16 protein-coding genes are annotated in these 16343 nt (G+C 41.0%); 1 reads left to right on the forward strand and 15 read right to left on the reverse strand.

Annotation, left to right across the window (positions count from 1 at the left end; translation table 11 throughout):
* Nucleotides 1-152: 152 nt before the first annotated feature.
* The 12 genes from KGF34_RS07485 to KGF34_RS07540 all read right to left on the reverse strand — a co-directional run bounded on the left by KGF34_RS07485 (nucleotide 153) and on the right by KGF34_RS07540 (nucleotide 8804).
* A complete protein-coding gene (locus tag KGF34_RS07485) occupies nucleotides 153-557 on the reverse strand; it encodes a hypothetical protein (RefSeq protein WP_252558596.1) in 405 nt (134 codons plus the stop codon).
* A 91-nt stretch (nucleotides 558-648) separates the two neighbouring features.
* Nucleotides 649-1506 (reverse strand): NAD(P)H-hydrate epimerase, encoded by an 858-nt coding sequence (locus KGF34_RS07490; RefSeq protein ID WP_022233996.1) that lies wholly within the window; start codon nucleotides 1504-1506, stop codon nucleotides 649-651.
* Between the two features lie 22 nt (nucleotides 1507-1528).
* On the reverse strand, nucleotides 1529-2224 hold the full coding sequence (locus KGF34_RS07495) for a hypothetical protein (protein WP_252558597.1): 696 nt from the start codon (nucleotides 2222-2224) through the stop codon (nucleotides 1529-1531).
* Between the two features lie 12 nt (nucleotides 2225-2236).
* A complete protein-coding gene (locus KGF34_RS07500) occupies nucleotides 2237-3205 on the reverse strand; it encodes a biotin--[acetyl-CoA-carboxylase] ligase (RefSeq protein ID WP_252558598.1) in 969 nt (322 codons plus the stop codon).
* A 36-nt stretch (nucleotides 3206-3241) separates the two neighbouring features.
* A complete protein-coding gene (gene coaBC / locus KGF34_RS07505; RefSeq protein ID WP_252558601.1) occupies nucleotides 3242-4432 on the reverse strand; it encodes a bifunctional phosphopantothenoylcysteine decarboxylase/phosphopantothenate--cysteine ligase CoaBC in 1191 nt (396 codons plus the stop codon).
* Nucleotide 4433: 1 nt separating this feature from the next.
* On the reverse strand, nucleotides 4434-4829 hold the full coding sequence (panD, locus tag KGF34_RS07510; RefSeq protein WP_022234000.1) for an aspartate 1-decarboxylase: 396 nt from the start codon (nucleotides 4827-4829) through the stop codon (nucleotides 4434-4436).
* A gap of 26 nt (nucleotides 4830-4855) precedes the next feature.
* A complete protein-coding gene (gene panC / locus KGF34_RS07515) occupies nucleotides 4856-5710 on the reverse strand; it encodes a pantoate--beta-alanine ligase (protein ID WP_186935649.1) in 855 nt (284 codons plus the stop codon).
* Nucleotides 5710-6549 (reverse strand): 3-methyl-2-oxobutanoate hydroxymethyltransferase, encoded by an 840-nt coding sequence (gene panB, locus KGF34_RS07520; RefSeq protein ID WP_252558602.1) that lies wholly within the window; start codon nucleotides 6547-6549, stop codon nucleotides 5710-5712. Before panB ends, panC begins: the two co-directional genes overlap by 1 nt.
* A gap of 577 nt (nucleotides 6550-7126) precedes the next feature.
* On the reverse strand, nucleotides 7127-7408 hold the full coding sequence (locus KGF34_RS07525; protein ID WP_186935532.1) for a hypothetical protein: 282 nt from the start codon (nucleotides 7406-7408) through the stop codon (nucleotides 7127-7129).
* A 52-nt stretch (nucleotides 7409-7460) separates the two neighbouring features.
* Nucleotides 7461-7610, reverse strand: a complete 150-nt coding sequence (locus KGF34_RS07530; RefSeq protein ID WP_022234004.1) for a hypothetical protein — start codon at nucleotides 7608-7610, stop codon at nucleotides 7461-7463.
* Between the two features lie 152 nt (nucleotides 7611-7762).
* Entirely contained in the window at nucleotides 7763-8023 is a 261-nt protein-coding gene (gene rpsT, locus KGF34_RS07535; protein ID WP_022234005.1) for a 30S ribosomal protein S20, read from the reverse strand.
* Between the two features lie 172 nt (nucleotides 8024-8195).
* Nucleotides 8196-8804 (reverse strand): TetR-like C-terminal domain-containing protein, encoded by a 609-nt coding sequence (locus KGF34_RS07540; RefSeq protein ID WP_252558603.1) that lies wholly within the window; start codon nucleotides 8802-8804, stop codon nucleotides 8196-8198.
* A 197-nt stretch (nucleotides 8805-9001) separates the two neighbouring features.
* Between KGF34_RS07540 and KGF34_RS07545 the strand changes: the two genes are divergently transcribed.
* Entirely contained in the window at nucleotides 9002-11719 is a 2718-nt protein-coding gene (locus tag KGF34_RS07545) for a YhgE/Pip domain-containing protein (protein ID WP_252558604.1), read from the forward strand.
* 706 nt (nucleotides 11720-12425) lie between these two features.
* Here KGF34_RS07545 and hydF read toward each other — a convergent pair.
* Genes hydF through hydE form a run of 3 tightly spaced genes read right to left on the reverse strand, consistent with a single transcriptional unit; the run spans nucleotide 12426 to nucleotide 16106 of the window.
* Nucleotides 12426-13607 (reverse strand): [FeFe] hydrogenase H-cluster maturation GTPase HydF, encoded by a 1182-nt coding sequence (gene hydF, locus KGF34_RS07550; RefSeq protein ID WP_252558605.1) that lies wholly within the window; start codon nucleotides 13605-13607, stop codon nucleotides 12426-12428.
* Between the two features lie 9 nt (nucleotides 13608-13616).
* On the reverse strand, nucleotides 13617-15035 hold the full coding sequence (hydG, locus tag KGF34_RS07555) for a [FeFe] hydrogenase H-cluster radical SAM maturase HydG (RefSeq protein WP_252558606.1): 1419 nt from the start codon (nucleotides 15033-15035) through the stop codon (nucleotides 13617-13619).
* Between the two features lie 24 nt (nucleotides 15036-15059).
* Nucleotides 15060-16106 carry a [FeFe] hydrogenase H-cluster radical SAM maturase HydE gene (gene hydE, locus KGF34_RS07560; protein WP_252558607.1) on the reverse strand — a complete coding sequence of 349 codons (1047 nt, stop codon included), beginning with the start codon at nucleotides 16104-16106 and terminating at the stop codon, nucleotides 15060-15062.
* Nucleotides 16107-16343: the final 237 nt, after the last annotated feature.

The following is a 16343-nucleotide window of genomic DNA, read 5'->3' on the forward strand; positions in this document are numbered from 1 at the left end:
TAGTAATATCAATAAATTATGGTTTAACAAATTGATTTGCCAATCAATTATAAAAGTTTGGTAAATCATTTTGCCAAACCATAAATTACCCCAATTTTTGACAAAAGCAGTACAAACAAAAAAGCCGCTCTGAACAAGCGGCTTTTTATCGGTTATATTTTCTTATCAAATTCACTTCCGCATTTAGGGCAGTGTACTCTGTGTTTACCTTTTACATTTCGTACTCTAAGCTGTGCCTTGCAGATAGGACACTTTAAGTAACGGTATTCTTTGCGGTCACGAATTTTTTTATAAGTCAGCTTAAACCAACCTGTAACGGCATTGTAAACAGGCATAAAAGCTCGGTTTTCCGCACTTCTTTTGGAGATATTGCGTGAAAGCGAACGAAACACGGTAATAACAATTATCGCAATTTCAAAGGCGTCGATAATCAGCGTCGGTATCGGTGCAAACACAAAGATATTTACAAACCATAGCACAAGAAACAGCACAAAAAGGCAGTTGTTAAGCTTATCTGTACCGTATCTGCCCTGCATAAAAACTGCAAATTTCTGCATTAAATTTCGCATAACATCAATCCCTTTCAAAAGCTATTTTATCATACGCTTTTATGTTTTGCAATATACAAAAGCCAAAATAAAGGCATTATTAATTTCTTATATAATCGGCGCAGAAATACACATATTTTACATCTGCAATAACCGCCGAATGTTCTGTCTTTACAACAATTGTTTTCTTGTTCTTAACGCTCATCTCTGCTACGATTTCGGTAATGTTGCAGGTTTCGGGAGAATAATTAAACTTCTCCATAAATTCTTCGGTTGTATATACCTCCGAATTATATCCCTCAAAAAGTTCCAGATTATCGTAATCTATCAGCTTGTACTCGTCAAGCAAAAGTTCAATGCCAATGTCGGCATTTGTAAGCGAATCAATATAATACGGTGCGTCATTCAGGAAAAGTCCCGTCTTAAGACTGCCGATAGACACTGTGATGTCTGAATTTACCGCAAGTTCGCCGTAACCTGTGTCGCCGTTAATGCCGCTGTTAATGTCGGCGCTTACAACATACGCAGGAGTCATATTTATTTGGGTGATTGCCTGTGCAATTTCACCCTCAACCTTGCCCGAAAATCCTGTACCGAGCAGACAGTCCACAACAATGTCGTATCCCTCAAAATTGCCTGCCTCATAAAGTGATATTTCATTAACGCCCAGTGATTTTGCAAGTTGATAATAATAAAGTCCGTCTTTTGAAAAGCCTTCAACAGCTCTCACAATTGTACAAGCCATAGAATGTCTTGCAAGAATACACGCAAGCGCATAACCGTCGCCGCCGTTGTTGCCCTTGCCGCATACAACGCAGGTTTTTCCCGCAAACTTCACTTTATCAAAAATGCCCTGTGCCGCTCTCATCATAAGCTCTGCCGAAGGGGTACGCTCCGCAATTGTGCGTGCGTCACTTTCTCTCATATTTTTAACAGATACTACTTTTTCAAAATCCATAGTAATTTCCTTTCGATAAGCGTTATTTACAAATTGCGTCGTACGCCGCCGTAACCGCATCGTCACTTATTGTGCAATGCAATGAATACAAATCGACAGCCGAGAAAATCTCGTCGTACAATTCAAGAATTTTGCTCATTCTGTCTTGTTTTTTGGAAATTAAAGTTGCCTCAAGCAGTTTCGGAAAAACTTTTCCCGCACTTACCTTTTCGGCATAATTTACTCTGTCACGCTCAAGCAGGAACACCGCTCCGAGCGGTGCAGAAATATTTGCTCCGATATTTGACTTGCCCATCCACGGAGTTCCGTAAACATAAAAAACTCCGCCTTTTTTCCTGATTATCGGTTTGTCATCGTTAATCATCTGCACCCTGCCGCCAAAATGCCTTTGCCAAAGTGCAGTGTGTGTGGATTTTCCTGTTCCGCTCGGCGCAGAAAAAACATAAGCGCCGCCGTCGAACATTAAAGCCGAACTGTGAAAGAAAAGTCCGTCATAGTTGTCAAGAATTTCTCTGCAAACCAAGGTATTGATTATACAGCTTTCGCTAAGGTAATCAATTCCGCCGCCGGCAACCAATCTGTCAATCTCGCTTTGCTCTGCCTCAACACAAAAGTCAGCCGTCTTTTCATCTGTGATATAAGCTGCAAGCTGTTTGCTTGTTTTTTCATATTTGGGGTTTATCTCAATATTAAGGTCGGCTATTTTGTATATCGGCATTTCTTCCTCCAATTAATAGATACCCTGAACCGTTACTTCTCCGGAATTTACTGTGTGCAGAGTACCGTCCTCAAGTTTTACGACCAACTCGCCGTTATTGTCAATTTTTTCAGCTACTCCGTTCAGCTGCTGTGAATTTCTGAAAAAGCTGACATTTCTGCCGATAGTTGCACAGAGCGAAGTGTATTCTTTGAGAGCCTTTTCGGTAAGTCGTAAATCATTAGTCAAAAGTTCTCTTTCAAGATATTCGATAACAACCGCCAAAAACTCGTTGCGGTCGATATGCTTGCCTGTTTCAAGGAATATTGATGTAGCTTTGTGCGCAATTTCCTGCGGAAACTGCGTATGCTCAACATTTATGCCTATACCCGTAATTGTGTATTCAACCGCAGAAAATTCAGCGCTTAGTTCGGTAAGTATGCCCACAAGTTTTTTATGTCCGGTGATAATATCGTTAGGCCACTTGATTTTGCAGTCAATGCCTGTATAATCCCTTATTGCCTTGCACACCGCAAGACCTGCAAGCGGTGTGATACCTGTAATTTCATTGGGTGCAAGGTCGGGGCGAAGCAGAAAAGAAAATGCAATTCCGTCATCTTTCTTTGTCTGCCATACTCTGCCAAGTCTGCCCTTGCCTTTTGTCTGTTCTCTTGCCGCAACCAAAGTTCCGCTTTCGCAGTCCTCTGCACCGAGAGTTTTTAAATAATCGTTTGTAGATGTTACCGAATCCAGAACAATAAGATTTTTACCGATAAGATTTGTATTCAGATGTGATTTTACCGCATATTTGTTGAGATGCTCCGGATACGCAACCAGCTTGTAGCCTTTGCGTGTAATCGAGTCAAAAACATATCCCTGTGACTTGAGAGTGTTTATGGCTTTCCATACGGCCTGACGGGAAACTCCGAGCTGTGTCGAAAGCTCTTGTCCGGAAATATAATCTTCTGTTTGAGAGAGAAGTTCAACTATTTTCTCATGCATAAAAATCATCCAATCTGAAAATCTTATTTTAAATTATTATTTATTAATTTCTGCGATTCTGTCAAGGATTTTGTCCGCAACCTCTGTTTTGGACATTATACCAAGTTCTGTTATATTCGTTTTGTCTATAACGGTAACAACATTCGTGTCACCCTGAAAGCCTGCACCTTCAACCTTTAAGTTGTTGCAAACTATCATATCAAGGTTTTTATTTTCAAGTTTTTTTCTTGAATTTTCGGTCATATTTTTGGTTTCCATCGAAAATCCGCAAATAAACCTATCCTTTTTATTTTTTCCGAGTTCTTTTAATATGTCTTTTGTCGGTTCAAGCTCTATGCTGTCCATTCCGTCTGCTTTTTTAAGCTTATCGTCTGCAATCCGCTTTGGTCTGAAATCAGCTACCGCCGCTGCCTTTATAACAATATCGGTATTTTCAAATTCCGCAGTGACCGCATTGTACATATCTTCTGCAGTGGTTATATATATCATTTTTACAAAAGGAACAGGCGGTAAATTCACCTTGCCCGACACAAGAGTAACCTCCGCACCTCTAAGCATGGCCTGTCTTGCAACGGCATAACCCATTTTGCCCGAAGAATGATTTGTAATATAGCGAACAGGGTCGATACTCTCTTGAGTAGGGCCTGCGGTAACAAGCACCCTTTTTCCTTTGAAATCCTGTTTATCCGACAATGCTCTTTCAAGATAGTCGAGCAACACCTGCTCATCGGGCATTTTGCCCTTACCGATTGTACCGCAGGCAAGTCTGCCCTCGGCAGGCGGAACTATAATATATCCGAATCGTTCAAGTTTTGCAATATTGTCTTGAACAATTGGATTTTCGTACATATTTGTATTCATGGCAGGCGAAATAATAACAGGGCACTTGCATGCCATAACAGTGGTAGTAAGCATATCGTCTGCAATTCCGTTTGCTATTTTGCCGATAACATTTGCGGATGCAGGCGCAATTATAAATGCGTCAGCACTTACAGCAAGAGAAATATGCGCAACATTATACTGAACATTTCTGTCAAAAGTATCAATAATGCATTTGTGCTTTGTAAGCTCCTCAAAGGTTAGAGGATTAATAAAATTCGTTGCATTTTCAGTCATAAGCACATTGACATTACAACCTTTTTTAACAAGTGCGCTTGCAACATTTGCCGATTTGTAAGCGGCAATGCTGCTTGTCACACCAAGAATTATGTTCTTGCCTTTAAACATTTCAGTCCTCCATATCCTTTAAAAGACCGTGTTTTTCGTATGATGTAATTCTTGTAATGCGGTTGTCGTCGTCGACAAACACAACCTTTGGCTTGTGCTCTAAAGCCTTTGTATTGTCAATTTGAGCATAGCTCATAATAATTACCTTGTCGCCCTTTTGCACACATCTTGCCGCTGCGCCGTTAAGACAGATAACACCCGAGCCTTCCTCACCTGCAATAACATAGGTTTCAAAACGCTGACCGTTGTTTACATCGGCAATCTGTACTTTTTCGTACTCCATTATGCCCGACGCTTTCATTAATGCCTCGTCAATGGTGATTGAGCCTACATAATCAAGCTCTGCCTGAGTAACAGTTGCACGGTGAATTTTACTTTTAAGCATTGTAACTGTCATAACTCTCTCCCTTTCTGAAAACACGCTTACAGTGTGTCGATGTCAACAATAAAGTTGTCAATAAGTCTTGTCTTGCCGATATAAACGGCAATTGCGGTAAGCACATAGCCTTTGTATTCATCAATAGGTGTAATGCTGAGTGCGTCTACCACGCTTACATAGTCAATCTTTGCAAGCGGTTCTGCCGAAATGCACTTTTTCATAGCGTCAATTACGGTTTGAGCGTTACGCTCGCCGTCCTCAACCATTTTCTTGCCGAGTGCAATACTCTTGCTAAGCACAAGTGCCGCCTGTCTTTCTTCGGCTGAAAGGTAAGTGTTTCTTGAGCTTTTTGCAAGGCCGTCTGCCTCACGAACGATAGGGCAACCCTTGATTTCAATATCAAAATTAAGGTCAGCTACCATTCTCTTAATAATAGCAAGCTGTTGAGCGTCCTTTTCGCCAAAATACGCTCTGTCCGGCGCAACAATATTAAAGAGCTTGCTTACAACTGTGCAAACACCGCCGAAATGAGTCGGTCTTGTTTTGCCGCAAAGTTCTTTTGTAAGATTATTCATTACAACATTTGTTGAAAATCCGTTCGGATACATTTCCTCGGGTGTCGGATTAAAAATAAGGCTTGCGCCTGCATTTGTGCAAAGCTCGGTATCCTTTTCAATATCTCTCGGGTAGCTTTCCAAATCCTCGTTCGGAGCAAACTGAATAGGGTTTACAAAAATGCTTACAACTACTCTGTCATTTTCTTTTACTGCTCTGTCAATAAGGCTCTTGTGACCCTCATGAAGATATCCCATTGTCGGCACAAGACCTACTGTAAGTCCCTGCTTTTTCCATTCTTTAACCTGCTGTCTTACTTCCGCAACAGAACCTGTACGCTTAATCATTTTTCTTCCTCCATAACCTTTTCCATCACATTTTCATCTATCTTAAAGCAATGCTCTTCACTTGGGAAAGCACCTGACTTGGTTTCGTTTATATAATCGGTAAATGCCTGTCGCATAAATGTACCGGCATCTGCATATTTCTTAACAAATTTCGGTGTATAGTCGCTGAACATTCCGAGCATATCCTGATATACAAGCACCTGACCGTCACAGCCTGCGCCTGCACCGATACCGATAGTCGGAATATCGAGAATACTTGTAACATATTCCGCAAGTTTTGCGGGAACGCACTCAAGCACAACCGCAAAAGCGCCTGCCTCTTGTACGGCAAGAGCGTCTTTAACAAGTTTTTTAGCGGAAAGCTCGTCCTTGCACTGAACTTTAAATCCGCCGAAAGCATTTACAGACTGCGGAGTAAGTCCGAGATGTGCCATAACAGGAATACCTGCCTGTGTAATAGCTTTGATTGCCTCGCAAACACTTTCGCCGCCCTCAAGTTTTACTGCGCCTGCGTTAGCCTCTTTCATAAGTCTGCCCGCATTTACAAGTGCGTCATAAACAGAGGTCTGGTATGACATAAACGGCATATCCACAACTACCATTGCCTCTTTTGCGCCTCTTGCAACCGCCGCACCGTGATGAATCATATCTTCCATAGTAACGGCAACTGTGCTGTCATATCCTAAAATTACATTACCCAGTGAATCGCCGACCAAAATAGCATCTACACCGGACTCATCCATAAGCTTTGCAGTTGAATAATCGTAGGCGGTAAGCATTGTAAGCTTTTCTCCCGACTGCTTAGCTTTGGCAAATGTTGTTACAGTTTTTTTCATTGGTAATTCTCCTTAAAAGTATTTGAACATACCGCTAAAAAGAAATAAAAGGATTTACAAAAACTAAGTAAATCCCGTACCGCTTTCCGTATTGTCCTGTTCCGAGCGGATACAGGCGAACGGATAATAGTAAAAATATAAAGTGGTACAGTTTCAAAGCGAATACTATCCATCATTTATAGTACCACATATGGCGAAAAATTGCAATATTATTATGATTTTGCAAGCAACAGTGTGTAACAAAATTTTTCGGTGAACAGCTTTAAAAAATTTGTTATAATGTCAAATGTAAAGAAACGGTGGCGGCTGTTTCAGCTCCCTTGCGAAAGGGGGTGTTATATTTTATGGTCGAGAGTATTACATACTTAATTGCATTTGCTATTGCTTTGACAGCAGTAAATGAAATCATAAAGAACATAAGAAAGAAATAACCGCCCTGTAGTGCAAGTACAAGGCGGTTGTTAAAAAATAACTAAATCGTTTTAGCGAAACAGCTAAAGCCGTTTCTTTACATCTTTATTATACAGCACTTATAAGTTAAAATCAATAACAAAAGCAGGGCACAATCCCTGCTTTTTTATTTGCACCATTCGAGAGTAAGGAAAAATTGCTCATAGGTATCGTCCCAACCGTCAATTCCGTTTACTCCGCCGCCGTTCACGCTTCTTAACTTTGAATCGTTCATATCCTGACCGCAGGCAAACAGTTCGCCTATCTTTATATCATAGCCAAGACTTTGACAAAGCGAGCAAAATTCGGATACGGGATCTTCCGCATTTTTTGTGGCAATTAATTTTTCTTTCAACTCTTTATTGCCCTTAGCTTCTTTTAAAAGTCTGTCAAGCTCGTGTTGTATCACAAAATCACTCCGTAACAAACAAGGTCACCCAAGCGGATGACCTTTAAGAATTTTATTCAATAGAGCTGTCGAGGTACTCCATAAGCTCTTCATCGTCTTTCTTCTGCTTATCTTTAACAATGAAGAAAGCTGTAAGCGCAGCAGAAGCTACGGCAACCGCCGAAATAATGCTGATTATGAGCCAAAAATGTTTCTTTTTCATATGTTATTCCTCCCGATTATGTTAAATTAACGGCAATATTATATGCGTATTATCTAAATATATTCTACCATTTTTCAAAAAAATGTCAACATAAAAACAAAAAAAGCAGAGAAAAATCTCTGCTTTTAAGGTTGCAATTCAAAATCTTTAACTTATGCAGATGCATTAAGTCTTTTTGCAAGAGATGACTTGCTTCTTGCAGCTGTATTCTTATGCATAATACCCTTAGCTGCTGCCTGGTCGATTTTCTTCATAGCAAGACTAACTGCCTCTGTTTTGTTGGCAGCATTAGTGTCAACAGCGTAGTAAGCCTTTTTGATAACTGTCTTTAAAGCTGACTTTACAGCCTTGTTCTGAGCTGTCTTAGTAGCGATAACCTTTACACGCTTTTTTGCAGATTTAATGTTTGGCATTGTCCCACCTCCTTAAAGTATCAGTCATATGTCAATTATAATAGCATATAACTTCAAAAAATGCAAGAGATTTAAGAAAAAAACTCTGATTTTCTTTCTTTTTACGCAAAATTTTCCTGTGTATATAAATTTTCGCAGTCGATTTTACTATACATTATATAATACGCAAAAATCAAAGCTTTATTTTTGAATAATCCGACACCCGAAAGTTATTGTCAAAACTCTTTAAAGTGCCCACAACCATATCCGTGGTAATCTTTGCCATATGCGCAGGCTCAAGAGCGTTTTCATCGGTAAGCCAATGCTTGAAAAGTCCCATACCGCCGGAAATGCAAAAATCAAAAACATATCTTAGATCATACAAATTTTTAACCATACCGCTTTCAAATATTTTCTTTATCCTTTCCGACACAAAGGTTTCGACCTGACGGATAAAAGAAATGTCGCCGTTTTCGCTTACAAGAGCAACGCAGATTTCACGGTTGTCATTCAAAATATTATAAATGTGCTCAAAGAATCTGCACATCTCTTCTTCACTGTTTGTCGGCGGATACAAATCTATTGCATTCTTAAATTCCTCCAAAAGCTCGCTTTCGAGTTCAGCCACCATACTGTATATATCGGTATAGTGCAGATAGAAAGTCGAACGGTTAATATCAACCTCTTCAACCAGCTCTTTTACCGTGATTTCCTTTATGCTTTTTTTCTTTGTAAGTACCGCAAGTCCGTGCCTCAACGCCGCCTTTGTTTTTCTTACACGCCTGTCTGTTCGTACTGCCATAATTTATTCACCAATCCTCAACATTATTACATCAAATGTCTATTATTAAACATAAGCGTTAATTTTAATGCTTGAATGTTTCTTTTATAGATATTATAATATATATCGCAAAGAAAATCAACACCTTATCTATTAAAATATATAATATAGTTTAATAACAACGGAGTTGATTAGTGCAAAGAAAGGAGAATACTGTTATGGTAAAGCAGGAATGGAAAAGCCTGTGGCGTAACAAGATACTGATGATTGTATTAGTATTCATCATTGCAATCCCTGCAATTTACACCACGCTTTTCCTCGGTTCAATGTGGGACCCATACGGCAAACTCGATGAATTGCCTGTCGCAGTGGTAAACCTTGACGAACCGGTCGAGTATGAGGGCGAAACCCTTAATGTAGGTCAAAAACTTGTTGACAAGCTCAAAGAAGACGGCTCGCTGTGTTTTAACTTTACAGACGCAGACCAAGCCGAGCGTGGACTTAAAAACGGTACTTACTATATGGTAATCACCGTTCCAAAGAATTTCTCTGAAAACGCTACCACTCTTATGGACACAGTTCCAAAGAAGATGGAACTTGACTACAAGACAAATCCGGGTACAAATTATATAGCAATGAAAATGAGCGAAACCGCTCTTGAAAAAATCAAGACATCGGTCGCTCAGGAGGTCACAAAGACCTATGCCGAAACAATCTTTGATAAGATTTCCGAGGCGGGTGACGGTATGAAAGACGCCGCAGACGGTGCAGGCGAAATTTATGACGGCACAGAAAAACTTTCGGACGGCAACAAAACTATTTCAGATAATTTAAAAACTTTGTCGGAAGGCACACTTACTTTTAAAGACGGCACAAGCGAACTCAAGGTTGGTCTTTCATCTTACCTTGACGGTGTAAATCAGCTTTCAGACGGCTCAACTACACTTGCAAACGGTGCTACATCTTTACTTACAGGTGCATTAAAGCTCAATGACGGCGCAAATTCACTTTCCGACGGTACAAAAACTCTCACATCAGGTACAGCCACTCTTGAGAGCGGCGCAAAAACACTTGAAAGCGGTTTAAAAACCTATACAGACGGTGTAAAACAGGCTAATGACGGTGCGGCTGCACTTAACGCAAACAGTTCGGCACTTACAGCCGGCGCACAGCAGCTTACCGCAGGCAACGAACAGCTTTCATCAGGCAGTGCGCAAATTCTCGGCGGACTTAATCAGATGAGCAGTACAGTAAAAAGCGGTTTGCCGAGCGAAGATACAATCACACAGCTTAGCAACGGACTTGATACTTATTCGGCAGCTATCGGCAAGATGAACGATGAATTGCAGAACACTTCACTTCCGAGCGAGGAAGAGCTTGCAGCTCTCAATGCTGTTAAAACCGATCTTACAAACAGCCTTACAAACGCAGGCGATAACGCAAAATCACTTTATGTGCTTGCGGCTCAATTGCAGGCAAGCGGCGATTTACAGACTGCCGCTCAAGTAAAAGAAATTGCAGACAGCCTTGCGGCAAATGTTACAACAGCAGCAAATGACGCAACAGCAATCGGCGCAGTATTTGAGCAGGTTACTCCTTCACTTTCAAAGGTAACAGAGCTTAAAAACGGTGTTGCTCAGCTTAACGAAAACAAAGAGCTTGTTCTCGACGGTGCTAAGACAGCCGTAAACGGAATGTACAGCGGTCTTGCAAATGTAAGCTACGCACTTGATACTCAGATTATTCCGGGTATGTCAACTCTTGACGGAGGTATTTCACAGGTATCTGACGGTGCTAAGTCGCTATCAAGCGGTCTTACATCATACACAAGCGGTGTTGCACAGGTAGGCGGCGGACTTACACAGCTTAACGATAATTCGGCTCAATTAAATTCAGGTGCAAATCAGCTTTCAAGCGGTGCGAGTCAGCTTTCAAGCGGTGCTAAATCACTTGACAGCGGTGCTGATGAATTAAAGAGCGGTACTAAGACTCTTGCAGACGGTACTAAAACTCTTGATGACGGTACAAAAACACTCACAAGCGGTTTTGCTACTCTTACAGCAAACAATTCAAAACTTACAAGCGGTGCTAATCAGCTTGCCGACGGTGCAGTAACACTTAACGATGGCGCAGGTCAGCTTTACGACGGTTCGATTACACTCGGCAACGGACTTTCAGACCTTAAGGACGGTGCAAACACCTTAAAGACAGGTCTTGAAGACGGACAAAAGACAATAGACGAAAACAAGGGCGACGATGCAGTATATGAAATGATTTCAAGCCCTGTAAAATCAAACGAAACTAAGATTTCAAATGTAGAAAATAACGGTCACGCAATGGCGGCTTATATGATGTGCGTTGGTTTGTGGGTACTTTGTATAGCATTCTGTATTATGTATCCTCTCACCGAGCACCATGGCACAATCAAGTCAGGTTTCTCTTGGTGGCTAAGCAAAGCAGGCATTGCTTATCTCGTAGCACTTGTTGCCGCTTATGCAATGATAGGTTCACTCCAGTTGTTCTTACACTTTGAACCTACCGAGCTTTTAAACACATTCCTCGTAGCAGGAATTACCGCAATCGCATTTATGTCAATTCTTTACTTCTTCAATGTATGGCTTGGTAAGGTAGGCAGCTTCTTAATGCTTATCTTCATGGTTGTACAGCTTGCAGGTTCTGCAGGTACTTACCCAATCGAAATTTCAGGCGACTTCGTTGCTACAATTCACAAGTGGTTGCCATTCAGCTATGCTGTTGACGCATTCAGAGGTACAATTTCAGGTAACGGCAATATCCTTGAAGTAACAATCGTTCTTCTCTCAATTGCAATTATCTTTACACTCCTCACAATTATGATGTTCAACATCAGAGCAAAGATGATTAAGAATAACAAGAAAGGTCTTTACGACTTTATCGAAAAATGCGGTTTAGCTTAATGCAAAGCTCAAATAAATAAACAGCAAAATCCGACTTCATTATGAGGTCGGATTTTTGCTGTTTAACATAGAATTATTTTTTACGATTTTTATTCAAAGTGTAAGAAAATTATGGTTTAGCGGAGTGTCGGTCGGGCATTGAAATTTAGCTAACGCTAAATTATCCTCCCAAAAACAAAAAAGTTTACTCAATTTTTTCAAAAATTGCGGGTTTGGGCAGCGCCCATAAATACTTTCCGCTTACGCAATCTGACGATAGCCAAACAGCGAGCTGTTTGGCGGCTTGAGCGCAACGGCGAATGCCCTTAAATGCGATAGCAACAAAAAGAAAAGCTACGCTACTAAAACTACTAATTTGCCACTTTTTAAGGGCAAATTAGCCACACACGCAAACTTTTGCATCCTTTATATTATCTTTTCTCTAAGACCGCTAAAGTGTGACTTTCTTACTTTCTGCCACTTATTAATCTTGACTTTTGTTTTATTTTAAGGTCTTGAACAATCTAAGGTTTATTTATCCTATGATATAAATTCAACCATTTGTTTTTATTAAAAATCAGTGTGTTTTTAATGTTTTATGGGCTCTGCCCAAACCCGCAACCCTTTAAAAAGGGTTGACCTAAATTTTGAATTTATTATACTAAACTTTATGTGGCAAACCATAATTTACTCCACAAAAGCATATAACTTTTGTGAGGTCGTTTCATCATATTTTATTTACAAACAAACTGCCATTAAAAATTCCACGCATATATGAAATTGCTATGCCGTAGTTTGTAAACGGTACGCCTGCGTTTTCGGCTTTTTGTCTGCGGCTGTCAACTTCTTTTTCGTTAAGCATACAGCCGCCGCAATGTATTACAAGTTTATATTTTGTAAGGTCAGAGGGAAAATCTCTGCCCGAGCTTGTTTCTGTTTTTATGCTCTTACCCGTGTATTTTCTTAAAAGCCGTGGAAGTTTTACCGTGCCAATATCATCGCATTGGCGGTGGTGAGTACATCCCTCGCTTATAAGAATCGTGTCACCGTCACAAAGCGAATCTATAGCTTTTGCACCCTTTGCGGCAGTGTCAAGCACGCCCTTATACCTTGCCATAAGAATTGAAAAAGAAGTAAGTCTGATGTCTTTCGGGGTGAGTTTTGCGATTGCCGCAAAAGCCTGACTGTCGGTAATTACAAGCGACGGCTTTTGGGCAAGCGAGTTCAAAGTCTGTTCAAATTCGCTGTCCCTCGTTACAACGGCGATTGCGCCCGAATCGAGAATTTCCCGTATTACCATTTGCTGTGGCAAAATTATTCTGCCTTTTGGCGCAGCCTTGTCTATCGGCACAACAAGCACTACCGTATCACCTGCGCTAATTAAATCCGAGCAAAGCGTTCTCTGCTCTCTGTCGGATTTTAACAGGCTTGCTATTCTTTCTTTCAACTCAAAAACACCTGTATTTTGTTCTGCGCTTACAAGCATTCCGTCATCTGTATGCGGTGGATTTTTCAGCAAATCAGCCTTGTTATAAGCCACAACATACGGTATGTTTTTCTGTTCAAACAGATTTATAAGTTCAGAATCTGCCGCTGTTTTTCCCATCGAACCGTCAACCACAAGCACTGCAATATCCGTTCCGTCAAGCACTTGTCTTGCCTTTTCAATCCGCATTTCACCAAGACTGCCCTCATCGTCAATACCCGGTGTATCAATTATTACAACAGGACCGAGCGGCAACAGTTCCATAGCTTTCATTACAGGGTCCGTAGTAGTGCCCTTAATATCGGATACAACCGACAAATTCTGCCCCGTAACCGCATTTACAAGGCTTGATTTTCCTGCATTGCGCTTGCCGAAAAATGCAATATGCACCCTCTCGGCAAGCGGAGTATCATTAAGTCCCATAAGCACCTCTTAAAAACGAAAATCCCGACTGCCGTTTTCTATCTCTGCAATGTGTTGTGCGGCAATTTTTCTTACTTTTTCATTGGGAATTTTCAAAAGCTCTTTTTCAATCAGCTTTTCTCCGATTTTTCTTGTGTCCTCGCTTGCATAGTCCATAAGATACTCCTTAAGCGTCATAAGCGCATTTGGATGACAGCAGTTTTGAATCTGACCGCTTTTGCAAAGCGACATAAATCTGTCGCCCGTCCTGCCCTCACGATAACAAGCCGTGCAGAATGACGGGATATAGCCAAGGCTTATTAGCCAATTTACAACCTCGTCAAGCGTACGATTGTCCGACACATCAAATTGAGCCGTATTCTCGTCCTCTTTTTCGGGTTCGGCATAACCGCCAACGCTTGTGCAGGACGCACCGCTGATTTGCGACACACCGAGTCTTATTACCTTTTCACGCACCGCCTTACTCTCTCTGGTCGAAATAATCATACCCGTGTACGGTACGGAAATTCTTATCAGTGCGCAAATTTTCGCAAAAGTTTCATCATCTATTCCGTTGTCAAATGAGTCTGGATCTATATCGTCTGCGTGCTTAATTCGTGGGACGCTGATTGTATGCGGACCTACTCCGTGAACCGCCTCAAGATGCTCTGCGTGCATTAAAAGTCCCGCAAATTCATAGCGGTAAAGTTCCAATCCAAACAGCACGCCAATTCCCACATCGTCAATTCCTCCCTGCATTGCCCTGTCCATTGCCTCGGTATGGTAATCGTAATTATGTTTCGGACCTGTGGGGTGGAGCTCTTCGTAGCTCTTTTTGTTGTAAGTTTCCTGAAAAAGAATATAAGTTCCTATGCCGGCATCCTTTAGCTTTCTGTAATTTTCAACCGTGGTGGCGGCAATATTTACATTAACTCGTCTGATTGCGCCGTTTTTATGGTTAATTGAATAAATCGTCTTTATGCACTCAAGAATGTACTCAATCGGATTGTTTACGGGGTCTTCGCCCGCTTCAATCGCAAGCCTTTTGTGCCCCATATCCTGCAATGCGATAACCTCGCTCTTCACTTCTTCCTGCGTAAGTTTTTTACGACAGATATGTTTATTTTTAAGATGATACGGGCAGTAAACACAACCGTTTACACAATAATTTGAAAGATAAAGAGGGGCAAACATAACGATTCTGTCGCCGTAAAAATCTTTTTTTATCTGCTCGGCAAGGTCATAAATTTTTGCAATTCTTTCGCTGTCCTCGCACGCAAGCAATACGCTTGCCTCCCTGTGGTCAAGTCCTTTTCTAAGCCTTGCCTTGTCGATGATTTTGTCTATGAGTGCAAGGTTATCTTTGTTTTCGTCTGCATATTTTAGGGTGTCGAGAATTTCACCGTCGTTAATAAATTCCTCTGCTTTAAGAGATTTTTTGTCATACATTTCATATTTCCTTTCCTGTCGCAACTAAGGAGCAATATAATTTCCCACATCGGTCACAACTTCGTAGCCGATTGACTTCATTCTGTTTTTCATACAACTTATGCACAGCGCCGACTCGTCACCCGTACAAATTTTATTATCGTACAGAGAATAATCCTTTCTGTGCTCAAGCGGAGAAAGGTTTGGCATAACCACATTTGCGCCGTGCAGTATTCCCTTTTCCCTGCCGTTGATGTCCGCCGTACCGAGTGCGGTTGTTGACGGCAGCAGTACGCTCGGCAACAGCAGTCTTATTATTGAGATGAGCATAAGGCAAAGCCGCACACTGCCTGTAGGCTGCTTGGCAAACGGCGTGTCTTTATGCGGAATAAACGGGCCTATACCGCACATCTGCGGATTGAGGTTTTTTATAAAAATCAGATCATCCGCAAGATTTTCGGCGGTCTGAAAAGGCGAACCGACCATAAAACCTGCACCTGTCTGATAACCTATTTTTTTAAGATTGTACAGGCAATCGAGCCTGTTTTGATGCGACATATTGTCAGGGTGTAATTTTTCGTAATGCTCTTTGTCTGCCGTTTCGTGACGAAGAAGATATCGGTCTGCACCCGAATCAAACAGTCTTTTGTAACTTTCGTAACTGCGTTCGCCGAGAGAAAGCGTTACTGCGCAGTCGGGATATTTTTGCTTGATTTTTTGCACAATATCGCACATAACATCATCGGTAAAATATCCGTCCTCTCCGCCCTGCAAAACAAAGGTGCGAAAACCGAGCGGGTAGCCTGTATCGCAGCACTGCAAAATCTGCTCTTTTGAGAGGCGGTAACGAACGGCATCTGCATTTGACCTGCGTATACCGCAGTAAAGGCAGTCATTTTTACAAATACTTGAAATCTCAATCAAACCACGGATATACACCTTGTTACCGTAGTATTTTTGTGCCGTCTGCTGTGCCTTTTTGCGCAGGTACTCAAGTTCTTCGTCTGTAACAGTATTTATTAATGCTGTAAACTCTGCTCTGTCTGCATTGTGATAGGCGTAGAGCTTATCTATAATTTCATAATTTTTCATATTCTTTAATAAAACGCTGTACGGGTAATACTTTTGCATTGCCTGTTGGGATTTGGTTTGGAGTAAAGATTAAATAATTTTTAAAATTTAGGTCAAGCCTTTAAAAAGGTTGACCAAACTTTTATAATTTTGTAAAAAGTATGGTTTATTAAAACGCAACTCATCTGCATCAAAAATATTCTTTTAAAAATCGGCAGGAACAAAATTCCTGCCGACAGTTTGTAAAAATTCTGATTT

Source organism: Ruminococcus sp. FMBCY1, assembly GCF_023921805.1.
Taxonomy (GTDB): domain Bacteria; phylum Bacillota; class Clostridia; order Oscillospirales; family Acutalibacteraceae; genus Ruminococcoides; species Ruminococcoides intestinale_A.